General features: G+C 70.0%; 18 protein-coding genes. 15 read left to right on the forward strand and 3 right to left on the reverse strand.

The window, feature by feature from the left end; genetic code table 11:
* Window positions 1–145: 145 nt before the first annotated feature.
* Window positions 146–1,627: a carboxylesterase family protein gene (locus AB0N89_RS31080; RefSeq protein WP_364211775.1), complete on the reverse strand. Its 1,482-nt coding sequence runs from the start codon at window positions 1,625–1,627 to the stop codon at window positions 146–148.
* A gap of 20 nt (window positions 1,628–1,647) precedes the next feature.
* On the opposite strand from AB0N89_RS31080, the gene AB0N89_RS31085 reads away from it, so the two are divergent.
* The gene (locus AB0N89_RS31085; protein ID WP_364211777.1) at window positions 1,648–2,271 is read left to right on the forward strand and encodes a TetR family transcriptional regulator; all 624 of its coding nucleotides are present in this window, start codon (window positions 1,648–1,650) and stop codon (window positions 2,269–2,271) included.
* Window positions 2,272–2,280: 9 nt separating this feature from the next.
* Here the strand turns inward: AB0N89_RS31085 and AB0N89_RS31090 are convergent, their stop codons facing one another.
* A complete protein-coding gene (locus AB0N89_RS31090) occupies window positions 2,281–2,655 on the reverse strand; it encodes a hypothetical protein (RefSeq protein WP_364211780.1) in 375 nt (124 codons plus the stop codon).
* Between the two features lie 79 nt (window positions 2,656–2,734).
* Between AB0N89_RS31090 and AB0N89_RS31095 the strand changes: the two genes are divergently transcribed.
* Together AB0N89_RS31095 and AB0N89_RS31100 are read left to right on the forward strand one after the other, a co-directional pair.
* Window positions 2,735–4,477, forward strand: a complete 1,743-nt coding sequence (locus AB0N89_RS31095) for a sodium:proton antiporter (RefSeq protein WP_364211783.1) — start codon at window positions 2,735–2,737, stop codon at window positions 4,475–4,477.
* 51 nt (window positions 4,478–4,528) lie between these two features.
* Window positions 4,529–5,353 carry an SAM-dependent methyltransferase gene (locus AB0N89_RS31100; protein WP_364211911.1) on the forward strand — a complete coding sequence of 275 codons (825 nt, stop codon included), beginning with the start codon at window positions 4,529–4,531 and terminating at the stop codon, window positions 5,351–5,353.
* 28 nt (window positions 5,354–5,381) lie between these two features.
* Here AB0N89_RS31100 and AB0N89_RS31105 read toward each other — a convergent pair whose 3' ends face one another.
* Window positions 5,382–5,852, reverse strand: a complete 471-nt coding sequence (locus AB0N89_RS31105) for a MarR family winged helix-turn-helix transcriptional regulator (protein ID WP_364211786.1) — start codon at window positions 5,850–5,852, stop codon at window positions 5,382–5,384.
* 111 nt (window positions 5,853–5,963) lie between these two features.
* Between AB0N89_RS31105 and AB0N89_RS31110 the strand changes: the two genes are divergently transcribed.
* From AB0N89_RS31110 to cysC, 12 genes are all read left to right on the forward strand, one after another.
* Entirely contained in the window at window positions 5,964–6,338 is a 375-nt protein-coding gene (locus AB0N89_RS31110; protein ID WP_364211789.1) for a hypothetical protein, read from the forward strand.
* Between the two features lie 96 nt (window positions 6,339–6,434).
* A complete protein-coding gene (locus AB0N89_RS31115; protein ID WP_364211792.1) occupies window positions 6,435–7,418 on the forward strand; it encodes an L-histidine N(alpha)-methyltransferase in 984 nt (327 codons plus the stop codon).
* Between the two features lie 53 nt (window positions 7,419–7,471).
* Window positions 7,472–8,389 carry an EamA family transporter gene (locus AB0N89_RS31120; protein ID WP_364211795.1) on the forward strand — a complete coding sequence of 306 codons (918 nt, stop codon included), beginning with the start codon at window positions 7,472–7,474 and terminating at the stop codon, window positions 8,387–8,389.
* Between the two features lie 598 nt (window positions 8,390–8,987).
* Complete coding sequence (locus tag AB0N89_RS31125) at window positions 8,988–10,142, forward strand: sulfotransferase (protein WP_364211798.1); 1,155 nt, start codon at window positions 8,988–8,990, stop codon at window positions 10,140–10,142.
* An 18-nt stretch (window positions 10,143–10,160) separates the two neighbouring features.
* Complete coding sequence (locus AB0N89_RS31130) at window positions 10,161–11,393, forward strand: ABC transporter substrate-binding protein (protein WP_364211800.1); 1,233 nt, start codon at window positions 10,161–10,163, stop codon at window positions 11,391–11,393.
* Window positions 11,393–13,018, forward strand: a complete 1,626-nt coding sequence (locus tag AB0N89_RS31135) for a thiamine pyrophosphate-dependent enzyme (RefSeq protein WP_364211802.1) — start codon at window positions 11,393–11,395, stop codon at window positions 13,016–13,018. The genes AB0N89_RS31130 and AB0N89_RS31135 overlap by 1 nt, the downstream gene beginning before the upstream one ends.
* A 47-nt stretch (window positions 13,019–13,065) precedes the next feature.
* Window positions 13,066–14,445 (forward strand): pyridoxal-phosphate dependent enzyme, encoded by a 1,380-nt coding sequence (locus AB0N89_RS31140; protein WP_364211804.1) that lies wholly within the window; start codon window positions 13,066–13,068, stop codon window positions 14,443–14,445.
* A complete protein-coding gene (locus AB0N89_RS31145) occupies window positions 14,442–15,608 on the forward strand; it encodes a Glu/Leu/Phe/Val dehydrogenase dimerization domain-containing protein (protein ID WP_364211807.1) in 1,167 nt (388 codons plus the stop codon). Before AB0N89_RS31140 ends, AB0N89_RS31145 begins: the two co-directional genes overlap by 4 nt.
* A gap of 14 nt (window positions 15,609–15,622) precedes the next feature.
* Window positions 15,623–17,002 carry an adenylosuccinate lyase family protein gene (locus AB0N89_RS31150; protein ID WP_364211810.1) on the forward strand — a complete coding sequence of 460 codons (1,380 nt, stop codon included), beginning with the start codon at window positions 15,623–15,625 and terminating at the stop codon, window positions 17,000–17,002.
* A complete protein-coding gene (locus AB0N89_RS31155) occupies window positions 16,999–17,748 on the forward strand; it encodes an SDR family oxidoreductase (protein WP_364211813.1) in 750 nt (249 codons plus the stop codon). Before AB0N89_RS31150 ends, AB0N89_RS31155 begins: the two co-directional genes overlap by 4 nt.
* Window positions 17,749–17,804: 56 nt before the next feature.
* The gene (gene cysD, locus AB0N89_RS31160; protein WP_364211816.1) at window positions 17,805–18,719 is read left to right on the forward strand and encodes a sulfate adenylyltransferase subunit CysD; all 915 of its coding nucleotides are present in this window, start codon (window positions 17,805–17,807) and stop codon (window positions 18,717–18,719) included.
* Entirely contained in the window at window positions 18,719–20,539 is a 1,821-nt protein-coding gene (cysC, locus tag AB0N89_RS31165) for an adenylyl-sulfate kinase (protein WP_364211819.1), read from the forward strand. Before cysD ends, cysC begins: the two co-directional genes overlap by 1 nt.
* Window positions 20,540–20,565: the final 26 nt, after the last annotated feature.

Genomic DNA, 20,565 nt, shown 5'->3' on the forward strand with positions numbered 1-20,565 from the left:
TCCGTGAAGGCCTCCTTGAGGGACCCTGGGTCCCTCAAGGAGGCCTTCACGGACTTGACACCCGGGCAGGGACACCTTTGCCTTACCCCTCAATAATACTCAACATGTGATTTCGGGCGAGCGAAAGGTTTCCCTGAAATACGCCCTATCGGGCAGATTTCTCGCCGTGCCAGATCCGGCGGGAAGCAGCCAGTGGATCGTTTCCCAGTGTGGGAGGTGTCGCCCAGATACGGTGGATCCTTCGCGCGCGGTCGAATTCCGGCCAGCCGGGGTCGCCCGTGATGGCGAACTCGGTGAACGCGGCGCGCATCGCCGAGGACAGCGGGGAAAAGCCGGACGGGACGTCCGGGCCGACGAGGGCGGCGGCGAGCGGACCGCCGGGGGTGTCGAAGGTGAACGGGACGTCGAGTCCGTGGCAGGCACGCAGTACGCCTTCGCGTGCCGGGCTCCGCCACGCGAATTCGTACAGATAGGTGCTTCTGCCGGCATCGGCGGCGGCCTCGGCGCACCGCAGGGAGGGAATACGGAACAGGGCGTCGGACAGGATCAGCGCGTGGAGGTCGTCGTCGGTGATCCCGGGATTCCCGGTCCGGTAATCCCGGACGGCGTTCGCGTCCAGACCGCAGGAGCGGGCGGTGTCGACGGGATCGGCCGCCGACAGATCCGTGTCCACGGTGAACATCCGGGCCTCGTCCGTGGTGAAGCCGCAGACGATCTCCCGGTCCGGGCCGGACCTTCGCCGCGGCGTCCACGGGGGAGCGTCGAACACTTCGCCGTCGACGGTCAGCGCGTACGGCGCGTGGGGATGCGTCCACCGGCCCGGTTCACCCGCCATGATCGCCAGCGGCGCCATCTGTGCCGCGTGGATCGTTTCGGGCGGGATCTCCGCCAGGGCCTCGGCCGTCGGGCGGACGCCGAGCCGCGACGTGATCATCGCCGACACCGCCCGGGTTTCTTCGGCGGGAACGAAGATCTTCCCGGGGCTCTGCGCGATCCCGCGCCGGAAGAGGTCCGGCGCGGAACCGGCGGCGATCAGGCCCGCGATCGACGAGGCCCCGGCGGACTGTCCGATCAGGGTGACCGCGTCCGGGTCGCCGCCGAAGGAGGCGATGTTCTCGCGCACCCAGCGGAGCGCGGCGAGCTGATCGAGCACGCCGCGGTTGACCGGAGCGTCGTCGACCCAGCCGAAACCCTCGTAGCCCACCCGATAGTTCAGCGTCACCAGCACGATCCCCGCGGCGGCGAAGGCCGCGCCGTCGAAGTCGGCGGTGGCGGCGGTGCCGCCGAGGCAGGCGCCGCCATGGATCCACACCAGCACCGGCAGCCCGGAGGTCGTGACGTCGGGAGTCCACACGTTGACGGTGAGGCTCTCCGGATCGTCGCCGGGACGCCAGGCCGGCGTCGCCTGCGGGACCGAGGAACCGAAAGCCCGCGCGTCGCGCACGCCGTCCCAGCGCGCAGCCGGGGCCGGCGCCCGGAAACGACGGGCGCCGTGCGGTGGTGCGGCATAGGGAATGCCGAGGAAGACCGAGTGATCCGCTTTCGCCATCCCTCGTACGGCACCGCATTCGGCGCGGACGACCACATCCACCAGTGACCCCCTAGGACATCGGCTATTATAGGTCACTGTACCAAAAAGGAGGACCGATGCCGAAGATCGTCGATCGCCGTCAGCGGCGTGACGAGGTGGCCGCCGCGCTGTGGCGTCTGGCGTACCGCGAAGGCTGGGGCGCGGTGAGCCTGCGCAAGGTGGCCGCGGAGGCGGGATTGTCGCTCGGCTCGGTCCAGCATTACTTCGCCGGGATGGACGATCTGCTCGACTTTGCCGTCGGCGGCGTGCTCGACGCGCTCGACGAACGGCTCGCCGACCAGCTCGCCACGCTCGACGATCCGCGGCACGCCCACGAGACCGTGCTCCGGGTCCTGCGGAGCATGATCCCCGGCGTCGTCGAAGATCCGTCGGCCGAGCCGGTTCCGGACACCGTGTGGCAGACGCAGGTGATGGCCTGGCTGACCGTCGTGGCCAAGGCCGTGCAGATCCCGGAGATGTCCGCGCGCCTGTCCGCCGGTTCCGGGCGGCTGGCCGAAGCGATCGCCGCGGCCATCCGCCTGAGCGCGCCTCGCCGTCCCCTCGACGACACGCTGCGCGACGCGCGCGGTTTGCTCTCCCTCGTCGAAGGGCTCCTGCTCCAGCTGGCGCGGCGCGACATCGGCCCGGCCGAGGCCTCGGCCGTGATCGGGCGTTTCACCGCCGCCGTCTTCACGCCGTGAAAGCGACGGCTACCAGATGAGGACCCCGCCGCCGACGCCCAGCGCGCGCCCGGCCGCGATCTGGATGTTCGCCAGGCGCCACGAAATCGCCTCCACGAACGACTGATGGCTGAGGCTCGGGTCCGCCTCGGGGGCCAGCTTGTCCAGATTGGCCCGGAGGATCTTGGTCTCCACGACGAAATCGGGCACCTGCTCGGGCATGACCGTGAGGTCGCCGCCGTCCAGGACCGGGAAGAACCGGGCGTCCAGCGCGCGAGCGGCCGCCGAGCCCCACACCGTGGTGCGCCAGCTCTCGAACCCCGCGAGTTCCTCGCAGCACGCCGGGGTGTCCAGCAGCCGCATCTTGCCGTCGTCGAGGACGAACACGTGCACACTCAAGCTCACGGCCACACAGGACCACACCCGCCCGGCGGCGGTCCACCGAATTCGGTTCCGGATGCCGAGTCGCCGGTCCGGTGATGTCATGTCATCCGTGGACCTGACCCTCGTCGTCGTGCTCGGTGTCGTCAGCATCGTGCTCGTGGCCGCGTTCTCCGAGCGGCTCAACCTCGCCGCGCCACTGAGTCTCGTGCTGGTCGGCATCGGCCTGAGCTTCCTTCCGGGTGTCCCGCATCCGGAGGTCGAACCCGAACTGATCCTCGCCGGGGTGCTGCCCCCGCTGCTGTATTCGGCGGCGGTGAACATGCCGATGGTCGACTTCCGGCGGAACATCCGGCCGATCACCGGTCTCGCGGTCCTGCTCGTGGTGGGGTCGACCCTGGGCGCGGGCTGGCTGTTCCACTGGCTGGTGCCGGACATCGGCTGGCCCGCCGCGTTCGCGCTCGGCGCGGTCATCAGCCCCACCGACGCCGTCGCGGCGACGTCCGTGGGACGGCGGCTCGGCCTGCCTCCCCGGCTGCTGACCGTGCTCGAAGGCGAAGGGCTCGTCAACGACGCCTCCGCGCTCGTGCTGCTGCGGTCCGCCGTCGCCGCGGTCGCCGGGTCCGTGTCCGTCTGGGGGATCGTCGGGGAGTTCGTGTTCGCGGTCGTGGTGGCGGTGGCGATCGGGATCCTGGTCGGCTACGTCAACGTCCGGGTGCGCGCGTTGCTGGGCAACGCCGTGCTCAACACCGCCATCTCGTTCGTGGTCCCGTTCATCGCGTTCCTGCCCGCCGAAGAGGCAGGCGCCTCGGGTGTCCTGTCCGTCGTCGTCGCCGGCCTGGTGACCGGCCACCTCGCCCCGCGCCACCTGCGCGCGACGGACCGTCTCGCCGAGACGGTCAACTGGCGCACCGTGGCCTTCCTGCTGGAGAGCGGGATGTTCCTGCTCATGGGACTCAGCGTCAAAACCCTCGTCGACGAGGTGCACAAGGACGGTTCGAGCGCCTGGCAGGCGCTCTCCATCGGACTGGCGGCTTCGGTGCTCGTCATCCTCGCGCGCATCGTCTTCGTCGGACCGCTCGTCGCGGGTCTGTACCGCGAACAACGCAGGGCCGCGCGCTTCAAACCGCGCCTGGAAACGACGCGGGCGGTGCTGCGGGGCGACGAGTCCGATCCCGCCGTCACCGAGCGACTGGACAAGGCGTCACCGCGGCGGGTGGCGCATTTCCGGAAACGGATCGACCGCGCCGCCGCCGACGTCGAGTTCCGGCTCACCGAGACCCTCGGCTGGCGTGGCGGAGTGGTGCTCGGCTGGGCGGGGATGCGCGGGGCGATCACCCTGGCGGCGGCGCAGACGTTGCCTCAGGACACGCCGGACCGCGGCCTGCTGGTCCTGATCGCCTACGTGGTGGCGACCACGACGTTGCTGGTCCAGGGGCTGACGCTACCGGCGGTCATCCGCGCGGCGCGCGTGCCCGAGGAGGACCCGGGCAAGTTGCGCCGCGAGTACGTCAGCCTCATGACCGAGCTGACCGACGCGGCGAAGTCCCTTTTGGACGACCCGGCCTTGGAAGACCCGGGCAACGGGCCGTTCAGTGAGCGGGTCGTGGACCGGGTGCGTGCCGACGCCCGTGTCCCGGCCGGAGCGTCGGCGAAGCAGCCGGCGCCCGAACACTCCGAGAACGTCTACCAGTACCTGCGGCTGCGGTTGCGGGTCCTCACCGAGCAGTCCGAACGTCTCCAGCGGGCCCGGTCGAGCGGCCGCTACAGCTCGGAGGCGCTGGGCCGCGCGCAGACCTCCCTGGACGTGGAGATGGCACGCCTCGAACAGCTGGCGGACCGGTAAGGTACGGGTTCCTGATTTGCCGCCGGCGAAGATCTTGGGGTCGAGATGAGCATGGACGAGGCCGCGCGTTTGAGCGCGGCGGTGGACAAGGTCTCGGTGGGGCGGGTGTACGACTACCTGCTCGGCGGGACGCACAACTACGCCGTGGACCAGGCCTTCGCCGAGAAACAGCTCGCCGTGCTCCCGGAGATCCGCGACTTCGCCCGGGCGAACCGGGCGTTCCTCGGCCGCGCCGTCCGGTTCATGGTCGACCAGGGGATCCGGCAGTTCGTGGACATCGGCTCCGGCCTGCCGACGCAGGGCAACGTCCACGAGGTGGCCGACGAGGTGGCCCCGGGCGAATGCCGGGTCGTCTACATCGACAACGAACCGATCGCCCGCGCGCACGCGCAGATCCTGCTCGAACAGACCGCGGACCCGAACCGGCACGCCGCCCTGGACGCCGATTTCTTCGACCAGGGCCGGCTGTGGGAGCGCGTGCTGGACACCGGCCTGATCGACCGGACCCAGCCCATCGGACTGCTGCTGGTGGCCCTGCTGCACTTCATGCCCGACGAGCGGAACCCACACGCCACACTCGGGTTCCACCGCACGATGCTCCCGCCCGGCAGCTTCCTGGCGGTGTCGCACATCCACGTCGCGCCCGAGGACGTCGAGACACAGAACGCGGGCGAGCAGGTGGCGGCGGAGTACGGGCGCCGGACCAACCACGCCGCGATCATGCGGTCGCGCGAGCAGGTCGCCGAGTTCTTCGGGGAGCTGGAGCTGGTCGACCCCGGTCTGGTGTGGCTGCCGCAATGGCGGCCCGGCGCCGGGGACTTCGTCGACGAAGCCTCCCGTTCGCGCGGCCTGGCCGGAGTGGCCCGCACCCGCTGACCCGTCCGGCTGCCTTGACCACAACCGGTCAGGCGGTCCGGTCGTCGTTCTGACGGCTTTCGAGTTCCCGCAGGGAAAGCGTCAACCGGCGCAGGGTGCTGCGCGCCTCCTGCAGCGTGTACTCGTCGAGCTCGGCGGCCGAGGTGACCACCTGACGTGAGTTCTCGCTGACTTCCCAAAGCCGGTCGAGCAAAGCGCGGCCCGCCGGGGTGACGCCGACCTTGGGCGATCGGGAGTTGCTCGGGTTCGGATGCCGGATCAGGTCACCCGACTCGACGAGATCGTCGACGACACGCTGCACGCCTTGACGCACCTGCCCGAGCCGTCGCGCGATCTCCGGCACCGCGGCCGGTGTCTCCGACACCGCGCTCAGGACGTGCCAGCGTGCGACCGTGGTTCCTTCGCCGACGGCCTCGCGCTCCCCGATCCGGCGGCTCAGGCCCGCCAGTTCGTACACGTCGGCGATCAGCAGCCGGTACGCCTCCACTGCTCCGCTCACCGTCACGTCCCTTGGTCGTCGCGTTGACAGCATGTTGTCACCGATGACAGTATACTGTCGTAGGGAGGTGAACAGGTCAGGTGCCTGCCGATTCCGGGCCGAGCCGCGACTATGCCGTTTCGCACTGAATCTCTGCGTCAGCACAACCACGGTGATCTGCTCAGGACGGCCCGTGCCGCGACGCGCCGGGCCGCCGCGCTGCCGGTGACCACTGTCGACACCGCGGTGCTCGTCGAGGAACTGGGGCTTCTGGGGCACACTCTCGGCGCCCTCGACGGAATGGTGGAGGTCGTCCTCGGCGAACTGCGACGGCGAGTCGAGTCTGGTGCGCTCGAAGTCGCCGACGGACCCTTCGCCGGAGAACCCGAACAGGCTCTGGCCACGATGCTGCTCTGGGTCGAGCAGGCACGAGCGGCCTCGGCGACAGGTCGCCGAGCGATCGAAAACGCGCACATAGCGGCCGCGGGTCTGGCCTCGGCCCGGTGACGCGAGCACCGCGGGCCCGCTTGTCGCCGTGGTGCCCCCCTGTGTGAGTGACAAGGCTTTGTCCGTTCTTGAAAATCTATGTATTGGATGGCGGGAATGGGTGCGGTGAACGATCTGATCGACGTGCGTGTCGACGATGCCACGAGCGAAATACAGGATCTGATAGCGGGCCTTTCGGAAACTCCACGCCTGATCCCCACCGTGTACGGATACGACGAACGGGGATCGGATCTGTACGCGCGGATCTGCGACCTGGAAACCTACTACCCGTATCGCACCGAGTGGGAGCTGCTGTCGCGGAACATCGACTCGATCTGCGGCCTCGTGAAACGGGACGAGATCGTCGAACTGGGTTGTGGGACGGCGACGAAATCCGAATTGCTGCTGAACCGGATGTCCGCGACTCCGGGCGGGTCGTCGCGGTACGTGCCGATCGACGTTTCGGAAGAAATGCTCATGAGGACGTCGGCCCGGCTCGCCGGTTCCATCGACGGTCTCGAGGTCTGGCCGGTCGCGGGCGACTATCACAGCGGTTTGAAAGTCGTCGAGCAGCGACCGGAAGCATCCCGGTTGTTCATGTTCATGGGCAGTTCGCTGGGCAACATGAGCGAACAGAAGCGGCACGAACTGCTGACCGGGATAAGGTCGGCGGGCAGCCGGGGCGACGTCCTGATGATCGGCGTCGATTTCGACAAATCGCGGGCGGCTCTCGAAACCGCGTACAACGACCCGCCCGGCTACGACCTGTGGCACAACTTCCTCACCAACAGGCTGGCCTGCCTGAACCGCCTGTTCGGTGGCGATTTCGACCCGTCGGCCTTCGAAAGCAGGCTGAGCTACAACACGGACGCCTGCCGCATGGAGGCGCAGATCTGGCCGAAGGCCGACGTCGCGTTCCATCTCGCCGACCTGAATCTGCGCGGAGTCGTCAAGGCGGACGAGCGCGTCACCGTCGACACCTCGCACAAGTTCAAGGCCGACGAGCTCGACGAACTGCTGGACGCGGTGGGAATGCGTATCCTGGAATCGTACGAAGAACCGTCGGTGAAATACGCGCTTCTGCTGGTGGAGATGACCTGACGTCACTCGCGCAAGCGGGCGATGCGGATCGAGAGAGTGTGAGGATCTTCGCGATGATCACCGGCAGGACGACACGGCGCCCGGACGGCGAGCGTGCGGCCGCCGTGCCCGCCGACCGCACGGTCCTTCTGCTGCTCGCGCTCTACGCGTGCTGGGGTTCGGCGATCCCGGCGATGAAGCTGATGGTCGACACGATCCCGCCGGTCGGCGGGGCGGCGCTGGTCTTCCTGCTGGCCGGGATCGTGCTCGCCGGCGTGGCGCGACGGCGCCCGCGGCCGACGCGCCGTCAGGTGCGGACGCTGACGATCGCCGGGGTGTTGCTGCTGGTGGGCGGGCAAGGGCTCGCCACGGTGGCGCTGACCGCGGTGACCGCCAGCCTCGGCGCGATCCTCGCCGCGGCGATCCCGCTGTGGGTGGTGCTGCTCAGCGGCCTGACCGGGGTGAAGTCGTCGGCGGCGTCGTGGATCCGCCTCGTGGCGGGCTTCGGCGGCATCGTGATCGTCGTGCTGACGGCGCCGGGCAGCGCCATCGGCGGCGCGCCCTGGGCGGTCGCGGCGTTCTGCGTCGCGCCGATCCTGTGGGCGGCGGGAAGTCTTCTGACGGCGAACGTCGACCGTCCGCTCGATCGCGTGGTCGCCAGCGCGGTGCAATTGATCGCGGGGGGAACGGTGCTGGTGCTGGTCGCGCTGGCGCTGGGCCAATTCGACCCCGGCCAATGGGCGGACGTCAGCTGGACCTCGGCCGCGGCGGCGGTCTTTCTGCTCGTTTTCGATTCGCTTGTCGGTTTCATGCTTTACACGCGCCTTCTGGAGACCGCCCCGGCGCCGCTGGTCAGTACCTATGCCTACATCACGCCGCTCGTCGGCGCCGCGATCGGCGCGACCGTGCTCGACGAGCCGCTTTGGGTCGGTGCTTTCGTGGGTGGGGCGCTGGTGCTCGGCGCGGTCGCGTTCGAACTGCGCGGGCGATGAGCCCGAAACCGTCTCTTTGACGTTCTCCCCGCTGTGTCCGAGTCTTTGTCACGGGCATTCTTCCGTCACTTCCGCTTACCATGGTGAGTGTCCGGTCGTGACGGCCTTCGCGCGGTGGACATTTCGTATGGTCTGGTGAAATAAATCCGATAGCCGAGCGTGTTCGTCAGCGGATTCGCGTTCGTCTGGTTCACCTTTTTGCGAATGGCCGGAGCGGGAATTCTGACTGATTGCGATCAGGGTTTTCCCGTTATGGAAAGCCCGGTCTGGAATGCAATAGAATCACCGGCCACCGGGTGTCACGACTACGAAATCGTCACTTTGATCTTGCCCGATCGGCCCAAGGTGTGCGGGCGTCAGAATTTCACGAAATAGGGAGTCTGTCTGCTACACTCACGTGCAATGGATCTCATGGGGGGTTTCGGACTTCGTTGGAATGAATGATTGTTTCATGCCTTCTCGGTGGAGCGATCGGCGCCGGGAAGTGTACCGTTGAACCCTCTTCGAACGACCGAAGCATCGTAGTCGGCTGAATTGTTTCGCAGTCGAAATGGCGGGCACTGTCGTCATTTCTTCGTACCGTGGGCGAGGAGGTTGCGTGAGGCCGAATCAGGACGTCTCGACCGGGCGGGAATCGCTGGATCCACGAGGGCTGGTGGATTCCGCGCGGAGTCTCTCCGGTGCGCGAGACGACGAACTCCGGCATTCGACGGCATTGGAACAGCTCGCGTTTTCGCTCGATGAAGAAGGGCGGCTGAGCCCCGCGGGACAACGCAGGGCGAGGAAGTCGCTTGTACGCTCGCTCGTCGAGCAGATCGAGACCACCCGCCGGGTCGCGGAGAAACCGGACCTGGGACGCAGACGGATCAGGCCGGTCGTCGTCACCGGGCTCCTGCGCACCGGGACGACTTTTCTGCAGCACCTGCTCGCGCAGCACCCCGGGCTTCGCGCGCCGGCGTTGTGGGAGCTGATGGCGCCCGCCCGCCGCGATCCGCCCGAGGACCTGATCGCGCACTGCGAGGCCTATGTCGCCGAGTACGACCGGCTGGCGCCGGAGTTCAAGAACATCCATCCGTTGCGCGCCGAGCTTCCCGAAGAGTGTCACCGGTTGACGGCCACCACGTTCCACGATCCGATCTTCGCGCTGAGATACCACGTCCCCCGGTACTCGGAATGGCTGGACGGCCGGTCCATGGTCCCGGCCTACCGGTATCACCGCACGCAGCTTTCGGTGCTGCTGGACCGGATCCCCGGCGGCCGGATCCTCCTCAAAGGACCGTCCCATCTGTGGTACCTGGACGATCTCGCCGAGGTGTACCCGGACGCGCTGGTCATCCGCCTGCACCGGTCCCCGGCGGTGGCGGTGCCGAGTGTCTGCAGCCTGACGTCCGTCGTCCGGGGAGCCAGCTCGGCGGCCGTGGACGACCGGGAGATCGGGGACTACTGGCTGAACCGGGCCGCGTCCGTCCTGGACGGTCTCCACCGGGAGGACGGGCCGTTCCGGCAGCCGCTGCTCGACGTGCGCTACGCGGACCTGGTCGGCGATCCGATGAAGGTCGTCACCCGCGTCTGCGAGGCGGCGGATCTCCCGCTCACCGAAGACGTGCGTGAGCGCATGGACCGCCATCTGGCCGCGAACCGCGCCCCGGGCGGGCACGCCTACCGCGCCGAGCGGTTCGGGTTGTCGGCCACCGCGCTGGCCGGACGGTTCTCCGGCTACATCGAGGAATTCGCCGTCCCGAAGGAAGCCTGACAGAAGGGGAGCAACAGCGTGTCGGAGCTGAGCCACCTGGAACGCGCACAAGCGCTCGTGCGTGACGTGAACAAGGACGCGGGCACGGATCCGCTGAAGATCGGCATCATCACACCGCTGAGCGAGCCCGGCGACGCGACGGCCGGGGAACTGGTGACCCGCGGCGCCTGTCTCGGGGCCGAGTACGTGCGTGAACACGGTGGCGCGCGGGACAACCGTCAGATCGAGCTGGTCCTCTACGACGACCAGGCGACCGCCCGGACCGAAGGCATGTTCCGTTCCGCGGCCGGGCAGATGGCCAAGCTCGCGCTGGTGGACGAAGTGGTGGCCGTGATGGGGCAGTGGCATCTGCGGACCACGCCCTGGGTGGTCGACATCGCCACGAAGTACGACGTCCCGATCTTCGTCGAGAACGGGTACAGCGAGATCACCGCGCAGAAGCGGCGCAACGTCTTCCGGCACTACTTCAGCGTGCAGGACCGGGTGCCGCTGATGCTGGACTTCGCGGCGGGGTTGGGCATCCGCAAAGTGGGGATGGTGTGCGCGGACACCGCGTTCGGGCTGCACACGGGCGACACCCTGGAACGCTACGGCAGCGCGAAACACGGCATGGAGTTCCTCAGGTTCGACTTCGAACAGGACGGCACACCGGACTACCCGGGCATGCTCGGGAAGATCCGGGACTACGGACCGGATCTGCTGATCAACGGCGGCGTCATCCGGACCAACTACCGGATCTTCGAGGCGGCCGTGGAAGCGGGCCTCCTGCCCGGCACGCCGGTGATGGTGCCGTTCAGCTATCCCTTGCGGTCCAACGACTTCTGGCGTCTCACCGGGGAAGGCGGGGTCGGCACGATCTGGCCGGCGATGCAGTACCGCCCGTCGTGGCCGGGGATGACCGACATCGGACGGTGGTTCACCGAGCGGTACCGGGAGCGGTACGGCGACTTCCCGCCCGACACCGCGCTGACCCATTTCACCGACGTCACCGTCGTCGCGGCCGCGAGCCGCGCGGCGCGGTCCGACGGACGGGAGGACCTCATCGACGCGCTGGAAGCGATGGAGTTCCCCACCTGGCGGGGACCGATCCGGTACGAGCGCGGGCCCGCCCACTGGCATCACACCTGCCCGGAACTGGTGCTGCTGCAATACCAGAAGCGCGACCAGGGGTTCGACGAGTCGGCGATCATCTACCCGCCGGAGAAGGCGACCGCGGAGTACCTGCCTTCGGCCGCCCTGGACACCGTCTGATGCCCGCCGTCGCCGACACCATGCTGCGCAGCTTCCTCGGCCACGACGTCGACCGCGTCTTCTGCGTGGCGGGGGAGAGTTATCTCCCGCTGCTCGACGCGCTGTACGACTGCGCCGAGATCGACGTGGTGGGCTGCCGGCACGAGGGTTCCGCCGGGTTCGCCGCGCTGGCGGACGCCAAGATCACCCGCCGGGCGGGGGTGTGCCTGGTCAGCCGCGCGCCCGGCGCGGCGAACGCGGCGATCGCGGTGCACGCCGCCGCCGAGGACGCCACGCCGCTCGTGGTCTTCGTCGGCGACGTCCCCTCGCGGGAACTCGATCGCGAGACGTTCCAGTCCGGCCGTCCCCTCGGCGATCGCGCGAAAGCGGTGTGGACACTGCACGATCCCGCCTCGACCGGCGACACCGTGCGACGGGCGTTCCGGGTCGCGGAGTCCGGGACGCCGGGGCCGGTCGTGGTGTTCGTGCCGGAGGATGTGTTCGACGGGGACGGCGCGGACCCTCCCTCGACGCGGGTCGAACCGGGACGCGTGGTGCCCGGCGATCGCGAGCTCGACACGGTACGCGGCCTGCTCGGCTCGGCACACCGCCCGCTGCTCCTGGCCGGGTCCACATTGGACACTCCTCGGGGCCGTGCCCTGCTTCACGGGTTCGCCCGGCGGCACGGGGTCGCGGTGGTCACCAGCAACAAGAACCAGCACCTGCTGGACAACCGGCATCCCTGCTACGCCGGGCATCTGCACAACGCCACCGGACCGGGGCAACTCGCCGAGTTCGACCGCGCCGACCTCGTGCTCGCGATCGGGACCCGGCTCGGCCAGACGACGACCAGGCAGTCACGGTTCCCGCGCGGCCCGGAACCCGGACAGCCGCTGATCCACGTGCATCCGGACGCGGCCCGGATCGGCGGATTCCATCAGGTCACCGCCGGGTTCGCGATGGACCCGGCGGATTTCCTCGCCCAGTTCGCCGAAACCGCCGTCCCGCATCCGTCCCGCGACGAATGGTGCCTTCGGTTGCACCGGATCGAGGAGGAGAGGGCGCGCTGGATCCCGCCGCCCCATCCGGACGTGGTCACGGTCGGGGACATCGCCGCGGCGCTCGACGAGCTGACCGCGGGCGCCGTCACGGTCGTCGTCGACTCCGGCACCTTCACCAGCTGGACGTACCGCTATCTGCGGTTCTCCGGTGAGGGCAGGCTCGTGGGCATCGATTCCAGCTCCATGGGTTTCGGCCCCGGGGCGGCCCTGGCGGTGGCGGCGCGGGAGCCGTCGGTGCCCACCGTCGTCGTCATCGGGGACGGCGGGTTCGGGATGAACGGCGGAGAGCTCGCGACACTCTGCGAGCGTCGCCTCCCGGTGGTGTTCGTCGTGTCGGACAACGGTTCGCTCGGCACCATCCGGCTTCACCAGCAGCGGCGCTACCCGGACCGGGGGATCGCCACGGATCTGGCCAACCCCGACTTCCGCCTGCTCGCCCAGGCGCACGGCGCCCTCGGGCTCTCCGCCGAAACCCCCGCCGAAGTGCGCACCTGCCTGGCGAAGGCGCTCGAACACCCGGGACCTTCGCTCGTCGCGGTGCGCACCAGCCGCGAGTACCTGACCCCGGCGACCGTTCCGCGATGACCGATTCCCCGAGCCGACCTCGACCCGAACCCTCGGAGAAGGCAGCCATGCGATTCCACGACTCGATGCTCGACCTGATCGGATCGACACCCCTGGTACGACTGAGAGCGGTCGCCGCCCGTTCCGGTCCGCTGGTGCTGGCGAAGCTGGAACAGTTCAATCCCGGCGGCTCGGCGAAGGACCGGATCGCGGTCGGCATGATCACCGCGGCCGAACGCGACGGTTCGCTGCGGCCCGGCGGCACCATCGTCGAGCCGACCTCCGGCAACACCGGGATCGGGCTGGCCATCGTCGCCGCGCAGCGCGGTTACCGGTGCGTGTTCACCTGCCCGGACAAGGTCTCGCCCAGCAAGATCGCCGCGCTGCGGGCCTACGGGGCCGAGGTGGTGGTGTGCCCGGCGGCCGTGCCCATGACCGACCCCCGTTTCTACCGGAACGTGGCCGCGAGGCTCGCCGAGGAGACGCCCGGCGCCTGCTGCGTCGACCAGTACAACAACCCCGCCAACCCGGAGGCCCACCACACCGCGACCGGTCCGGAGATCTGGGACCAGACGACGGGCCGGGTCACGCATTTCGTCGCCGGGCTCGGTACCGGCGGCACGGTCACCGGGACCGGCCGGTACCTGCACGAGGTGTCCGGCGGCGCGGTCCGGGTCGTCGGCGTCGACCCGGAAGGTTCGGTGTACAACGGCGACGAACTGCGCCCGTACTACCTCGAAGGCGTCGGCCAGCCGAGTCTCCCCGCGGCCTTCGACCCGGCCGTCCCGGACGAGATCGTCACCGTCGGGGACGCGGAGGCCATCGCGCTGACCCGGCGCCTCGCCAAGGAGGAAGGGATCCTGACCGGCGGCTCCGGCGGGATGGCGGTCGCCGCGGCGCTGCGGATCGCCGAGCGCTCGGGTCCCGACGCGGTCATCGTCGTCCTGATCCCCGATTCGGGCCGCGGGTACCTGAACTCGATCTTCGACGAGGACTGGCTGGCCTCGCACGGGTTCACCTCTCCCGCCGAGGGCGTGCCGGTGGCCGCCGCGGTCCTCGGCTCCGACCTCCCCGTGATCGCCCCGGGGGACAGCCTGGCGACCGCCTGGCAGCGCATGCGGGACGCTCGGATCGGCTATCTGGCGGTCGCTTCCGCCACCGCGCCGGTGCGGCTCCCGGAGATCTCGGGGTTCGTCGCCGAACACGACGTCGCGGTGCGGATCGCGTCCGGACGGGCGCGCTGGGACGCCCCGGTCGGCGACCACGTCACCGTCACTTCGCTGCCGAAGGTCGGCTGGGGACAGGAACTCGACACCGCGGCCGCCGTCATCGCCGAGCACGGCGCGTGCGTGGTGCTGAGAGACGGTGTCCCCGCGGCGATCCTCACCGCGGCCGACGTCGCGGGCGCACTCGCACCGGACCACGAGCGGACAGGGAGCGCGTTGTGACGCAGGACGTGATCGAGTTCGTGGACCCGGTCCACGGCACCAAGGGATATCTCGCCTACCGGGGCGGCAGGCACCGGCTCGCGGCGGGCGGCTGCCGGGTGCGGGCCGGTATCGACGCGCGGACCCTGGGCACGCTGGCCGAACGGATGGCGGTCAAACAACGGGTCCTCGGCCTCAACGTCGGCGGCGCCAAATGCGGGCTCGCGCTCGACCCCGCCTCGCCGGCCAAGGACGCGATACTGGGCCGGTTCTTCGTGTTCCTCCGCGACGAACTGGCCACCCGCTACAGCATGGGCCCGGACATGGGGACCGGCTGGGCGGAGCTCAACCGGCACGCCGGGGCGATCGGCCTGCCGTCGATCAAATACGCCATCAAGACCGCCCAGCGGCTCGACGCCGAGCAGTTCGCCCACCGGATGGCGGTGCTCGAAGAGCCCGTCGACGGGCTCCCGGTCTCCGCGCGCCGGGCGGGACATGCCCTGGCGTACGCCGGGATCGGCGCGGCCAGGGCCGCCCGGTGCGCAGGAACGCTTTCCGTGGCGCTGCAGGGATTCGGGAACCTCGCTCGCGGCGCGGCCTGCGCGCTGCACGAATACGGCGCCCGCGTCGTGGCGATCGGCGACGAACACGGCGCCGTCGCCTCGTCCGCCGGTCTCGACGTCCCGGCCATGCTCGGCCGTCCCGCCGGGACGCCCGTTCCCGCCCTGCCGTCCGGCGGCCGCCCCGCCGAGTTGTTCGCCGTCCCCGCCGACGTGCTCGTCCTCGCCGGACCAGCGGACGCCATGAGCCCCGCGCAAGCCGCCCGGGTCGCTGTCCCGGCGGTGACGGTGGGCGCGAACTGCGGGCTCACCGAACGCGTCGAGCGGGACCTGGAACGGCGGGGTGTGGTGGTCGTCCCGGACTTCATCGGCGGGATCGGCGGGTCCGCGTCGATGGAAGCGCTGTTCGGTCCGCGCGAGTGCCCGTCGCCGAGACAGGTGCTCGACGCGCTCGCCCGCCTGATGAGCGATCTCCTGGCGGACATCGCCGAGGAATCGCGCCGCGGGAAGGTCGGTTCCCGTGCCGCCGCGTCGCGGCTCGCCGCAGCAGGCACCGCCGACCCGGACGCGCCGCCGTACGGCGGCTGTCCTTATCTGCGGGACTTCGTGCCCACCGCTCGCTGAACCGGAGGTTTGCCATGTCAGAAGACTGCCGTCACGAACGCGGCCACATCACGGACTCGCGGTTCTACGGTGACCGTTACGCCACCGCGGCCAGCAGGGAGATCTTCTGCGACGTCTGCCGCAAGCAACGCTGGCTCGACATCGAGGCGGCGTTGGCGCTGAGCCAGGCCGAACTCGGGGTGATCCCGAAGGACGTCGCCGAGCGGATCGCCGCCGTCGCCGATCTCGACCACATCGACCTCGAACAGGTCCAGGTCGAGACCGCGCGCTCCGGGCACTCGCTCATCGGCCTGCTCCGCGCGCTGGAGACCGCGTGCGGGGAGAAGGCGGGACAGTTCATCCACTACGGAGCGACGACCCAGGACATCCAGGACACCGGTCAGTCGCTGGAAGCCCGCGACGTGCTGGACGCCCTGGCGCCCGCGCTCGACCGGATCATCCGCAGCCTGACCGACACCGCCGAACTGCACGCCAGGACGATCGGGCTCGCCCGCACGCACGCGCAGCCCGCCTTGCCGATGTCCTTCGGGCTGAAGGTGGCGGGCTGGCTCGACGAACTCCTGCGCCAGCGTGACCGGCTCACCCACCTCCGCGCGCACACCCCGACCGCGCAGCTGTTCGGCGGCGCCGGGACGATGGCGAGCTTCGACGGGCTCGGCCGGGCCACGCTGGAACGGTTCGCCGAGCGGCTGGGGCTCGTCGTCCCCGAACTCGGGTGGCACGTCGCCCGCGACCGGGTGACCGAGTTCGTCAGCACCCTGGCGATGATCACCGGCACACTGGCCCGGATCGCCGACGAGATCCGCACGTTGTCCCGGCCGGAGTTCGGCGAGGTCGAGGAAGCGTGGCGGGACGGCAAGGTAGGCAGCAGCACCATGCCGCACAAGCGCAATCCCGAGCGATGCGAACAGATCGTGGTCCTGGCCAGGCTCGCCGCGGCGCAGGCCGGGCTCGCGCTGACCGCGATGGTGGGCGATCACGAGCGCGACGCGCGCTCGCTGCGGCTGGAGTGGGCGTGCGTCCCGGACGTCTCGCACTACTGCCTCGCCGCGGCGGAGATCGCGACCGAGATCGTCACCGGGCTGATCGTGCATCCCGACCGGCTCGGCGCCAACGTGGAGACGGTGACCGGTCAGGTGATGTCGGAACGGCTCATGTTCGCCCTCGGTGAGCACATCGGCAAGCAGCAGGCGCACGAGTACGTCTACCAGCTCACCCAGCGGGCGCACACCGACGGGATCCCGGTCCGCAAGCTCGCGGCCGAGGATCCGGCGATCACCGAACGGTTCACCGACGCCGAGCAGGAGCGCCTGTTCGAGCCGGCGAGCTACCTCGGGGAGTCACCCGAGCTGACGATGCGGGTCGTGGAACGCGCGCGGGCCGTCCTCTCGTGACGAGCGCGGGGAAGGACGGCGTCGCGGTCGTTTCCGGTGCGGCGACCGGGATCGGCCGCGCCGTCGCCGCGCGGATCGGCGAACACGGCGGCGTCGGGGAGGTCGTCATCGTCGGGCGCCGCGCGGACCGGCTCGCGGCCGTCGCGGAACGGCTGGGGCCGCACGTCGTCCCGGTGGCGGCCGACCTGAGCGAGCCGGAAGGCGCCCGCGCGGTACTGGCCGCGGTCGACGGCCGCGCCGTCCAGGTCCTGGTCAACAACGCCGGGGGCAACGCCGATCCGCACCGGGTACAGGAGCTGGACGCGCTTCCCGAAGCCTGGCAAGCGAACCTGCGCGCCAACGTGCTCCCCGTCGTCCTGCTCACCCAGGCGCTGCTTCCCTCGCTGCGCAGGCCCGGCGGCCGGATCGTCACGGTCGGGTCGGTGGCGGCGGAGCGGGGACCGGCCACCTACGGCGGGGCGAAGGCCGCGCTGTATCCGTGGTCGACCGAACTCGCCGCCCGGCTGGCCGTCGACCAGGTCACCGTCAACGTCGTCGCCCCGGGATACGTGACGGACACGGAATTCTACGGCGAGCGGATGTCGCCGGAGTTCCACGACGGCCGGGCGCGGCAGTCACCGATGCGCCGCGGGGCGAGCCCCGACGAGGTCGCGGCGACGGTCTGCCATCTCGCCGCCCCCGAAGCGGGGTTCATCACCGGACAGGTCGTGCACGTCAACGGTGGTGCGCTGCTGCCCCGTACCTGACGGCGACGGCGAAACCACCGCGCCGACGCGATCGAGCGAGCACCGGAGGGGTCTCTGTGACGTCCGAAACCTACGAGCTGACCTACCTGCAGCACCTCGAAGCCGAGTCCGTGCACATCATCCGTGAGGTGGTGGCGACCCTCGAACGCCCGGTGCTGCTGTTCTCCGGCGGCAAGGACTCGGTGGTCCTGCTGCATCTCGCCGCCCGCGCCTTCTGGCCCGGGCCGGTCCCGTTCCCGGTGCTGCACGTCGACACCGGCCACAACTTCGGCGAGGTCCTCGCCTTCCGCGACCGGACGGTCGAACGGTTCGGGGTGCGCCTCCTGATCGCGCGGGTGCAGGACGACATCGACGCGGGCCGGGTCGTGGAGGACACCGGGCCGCGGGCGAGCAGGAATCGCCTTCAGACGGTCACCCTGCTTCGCGCGATCACCGGGCACCGCTTCGACGCGGTGTTCGGCGGAGCGCGCCGGGACGAGGAGAAGTCCCGTGCGAAGGAACGGGTGTTCAGCGTCAGGGACCGTTACGGCCAATGGGATCCGCGCGCCCAGCGCCCCGAACTGTGGCGCCAGTACAACGGGCTGCACCGCCCCGGCGAGCACATCCGGATCTTCCCGCTGTCCAACTGGACCGAACTCGACATCTGGCAGTACATCGAACAACAGCGGATCGCCTTGCCCGGCCTGTACTACGCGCACCGGCGCAGCGTGCTCGAACGCGACGGCATGTTGATGGCGCGCAACGAATTCGTGCGCCCGCTGCCGGGCGAGGAGCCGTTCGAGGCGTCCGTCCGGTTCCGCACCATCGGCGACGCGACCTGCACCGGTTGCGTCGGGTCGCTGGCCGCGACCCCGGCGGAAGTCGTCGCCGAAGTGGCGGCCAGCACCGTGACCGAACGCGGGGCCACCCGCGCGGACGACCGGATATCGGCGGCGGGCATGGAAGACCGCAAACGGGAGGGGTACTTCTGATGGCTCCCTTACTGAGGATCGCCACCGCGGGCAGTGTCGACGACGGGAAGTCGACCTTGATCGGCAGGCTTCTCCTGGACTCGAAGGCGGTCCAGGAGGATCAGCTCGCCGCGATCGAGACGGACACGGGACCGGATCTCGCCGCGCTCACCGACGGCCTGCGCGCCGAACGCGAGCAGGGCATCACGATCGACGTCGCCTACCGGTACTTCGTCACGGACAAACGCAAGTTCATCATCGCGGACACCCCCGGGCACGTGCAGTACACCCGCAACATGGTGACCGGCACCTCGACGGCGGACCTGGCGCTGACCCTGGTCGACGCGCGGCACGGGGTGCTCGCGCAATCCCGGCGGCACGCGCTGATCGCCGGCCTGCTCGGCGTCGGCCACCTGGTGCTGTGCGTGAACAAGATGGACCTCGTCGACTGGTCCCGGAAGCGCTTCGAGGAGGTCCGCGACGAGTTCCTGCGCCTGGCCGAGCGGCTCGAAATCCCGGACCTGACCGTCATCCCCGTCTCGGCCCTGCGCGGGGACAACGTCGTCCACCGCGGCACGGAGATGCCGTGGTACGAGGGCGTGCCGCTGCTGCAGCACCTGGAGGAGGTGCGGGTCGCGGCCGACCGCAACCTGGCCGACGTGCGCCTGCCCGTGCAGTACGTGATCCGGGAGGCGGACGGGCGCCGCAGCTACACGGGGACGATGGCCGGGGGAGTCCTGCGCCCCGGCGACGAGATCGTCGTCCAGTCCTCCGGACTGAGCACCACCGTCGAGACGCTCCACGGCCCCGGCGGGACCGAGCTGACCGCCGCCTTCCCGCCGCAGGCCGTCGCCGTGCGCCTGGCGGGCGAACTGGACGTCGGCCGCGGTGATCTCCTGTGCGGGCCGCGCGACCGGCCGGCGACCGGGCACGATCTCGACGCGCTCGTCTGCTGGCTGACCGACGACGGCGAGCTGACCCCGGGATCGCGCTACCTGCTGCGGCACACGACCCGTTCGGTCCGCGCCGAGGTACGCGCGGTGGACCACCGGCTGGACATCGACACGCTGGACCGGGACACCACCGCGACCGGCCTCGCGCTCAACGACATCGGCCAGGTCTCCCTCCGGACGCAGAAGCCGCTGGACTTCGACGCGTACCGGCGCAACCGCGACACCGGCAGCTTCATCCTCGTCGACGAGACCAGCGGCAACACCGTCGCCGCCGGGATGATCCGGGAGGGCGGCGGCACGACGACGGACATCCGCTGGCATCCCTCGACGGTGAGCCGGGACGACCGGGCGGGCACCGGCGGAACGGTGTGGCTGACCGGCCTGTCCGCCTCCGGGAAGTCGACCGTCGCCGCCGAACTGGAACGGCGGCTCGTCACCCGGGGACAGGCCGCCTACCGTCTCGACGGCGACAACCTGCGCCACGGTCTCACCTCGGATCTCGGGTTCGGCGCCGTCGACCGGACCGAGAACGTCCGCCGGGTCGCCGAGGTCGCGCGGTTGTTCGCCGACGCCGGCCTCGTCGCCATCGTCTCCCTGATCAGCCCGTACCAGGCCGACCGGGACCGGGCCCGGCGGCTGCACGAGGCCGACGGGCTGCCGTTCGCCGAAGTCTTCCTGGACACCCCGCTGTGGGTGTGCGAACAGCGTGACCCGAAAGGGCTCTACGCCCGGGCGCGGGCACGGGAGATCGTCGGGTTCACCGGGATCGACGCGCCCTACGAGGCACCAGCCGATCCCGAGCTCACCCTCCGGCCGCACCGGTCGACACCCGCGGAGCTGGTGGACCGGATCCTCGCGCTCACCGACCGGTGGAGCGCCGGTGCGTGACGCTCGGGGCGGTGTCCGGGGGCCGG

This window comes from Amycolatopsis sp. NPDC089917 (assembly GCF_040684635.1).
In the GTDB taxonomy this organism is placed as follows: domain Bacteria; phylum Actinomycetota; class Actinomycetes; order Mycobacteriales; family Pseudonocardiaceae; genus Amycolatopsis.

What these genes read in the sequence shown, in the direction of transcription:
- AB0N89_RS31110 (WP_364211789.1), top strand. Translation starts at nt 5,964, where the DNA reads ATGCCGTTTCGCACTGAATCTCTGCGTCAGCACAACCACGGTGATCTG.
- AB0N89_RS31140 (WP_364211804.1), top strand. Translation starts at nt 13,066, where the DNA reads ATGCGATTCCACGACTCGATGCTCGACCTGATCGGATCGACACCCCTG.
- AB0N89_RS31095 (WP_364211783.1), top strand. Translation starts at nt 2,735, where the DNA reads ATGTCATCCGTGGACCTGACCCTCGTCGTCGTGCTCGGTGTCGTCAGC.
- cysC (WP_364211819.1), top strand. Translation starts at nt 18,719, where the DNA reads ATGGCTCCCTTACTGAGGATCGCCACCGCGGGCAGTGTCGACGACGGG.
- AB0N89_RS31150 (WP_364211810.1), top strand. Translation starts at nt 15,623, where the DNA reads ATGTCAGAAGACTGCCGTCACGAACGCGGCCACATCACGGACTCGCGG.
- AB0N89_RS31100 (WP_364211911.1), top strand. Translation starts at nt 4,529, where the DNA reads ATGGACGAGGCCGCGCGTTTGAGCGCGGCGGTGGACAAGGTCTCGGTG.
- AB0N89_RS31135 (WP_364211802.1), top strand. Translation starts at nt 11,393, where the DNA reads ATGCCCGCCGTCGCCGACACCATGCTGCGCAGCTTCCTCGGCCACGAC.
- AB0N89_RS31115 (WP_364211792.1), top strand. Translation starts at nt 6,435, where the DNA reads ATGGGTGCGGTGAACGATCTGATCGACGTGCGTGTCGACGATGCCACG.
- AB0N89_RS31085 (WP_364211777.1), top strand. Translation starts at nt 1,648, where the DNA reads ATGCCGAAGATCGTCGATCGCCGTCAGCGGCGTGACGAGGTGGCCGCC.
- AB0N89_RS31120 (WP_364211795.1), top strand. Translation starts at nt 7,472, where the DNA reads ATGATCACCGGCAGGACGACACGGCGCCCGGACGGCGAGCGTGCGGCC.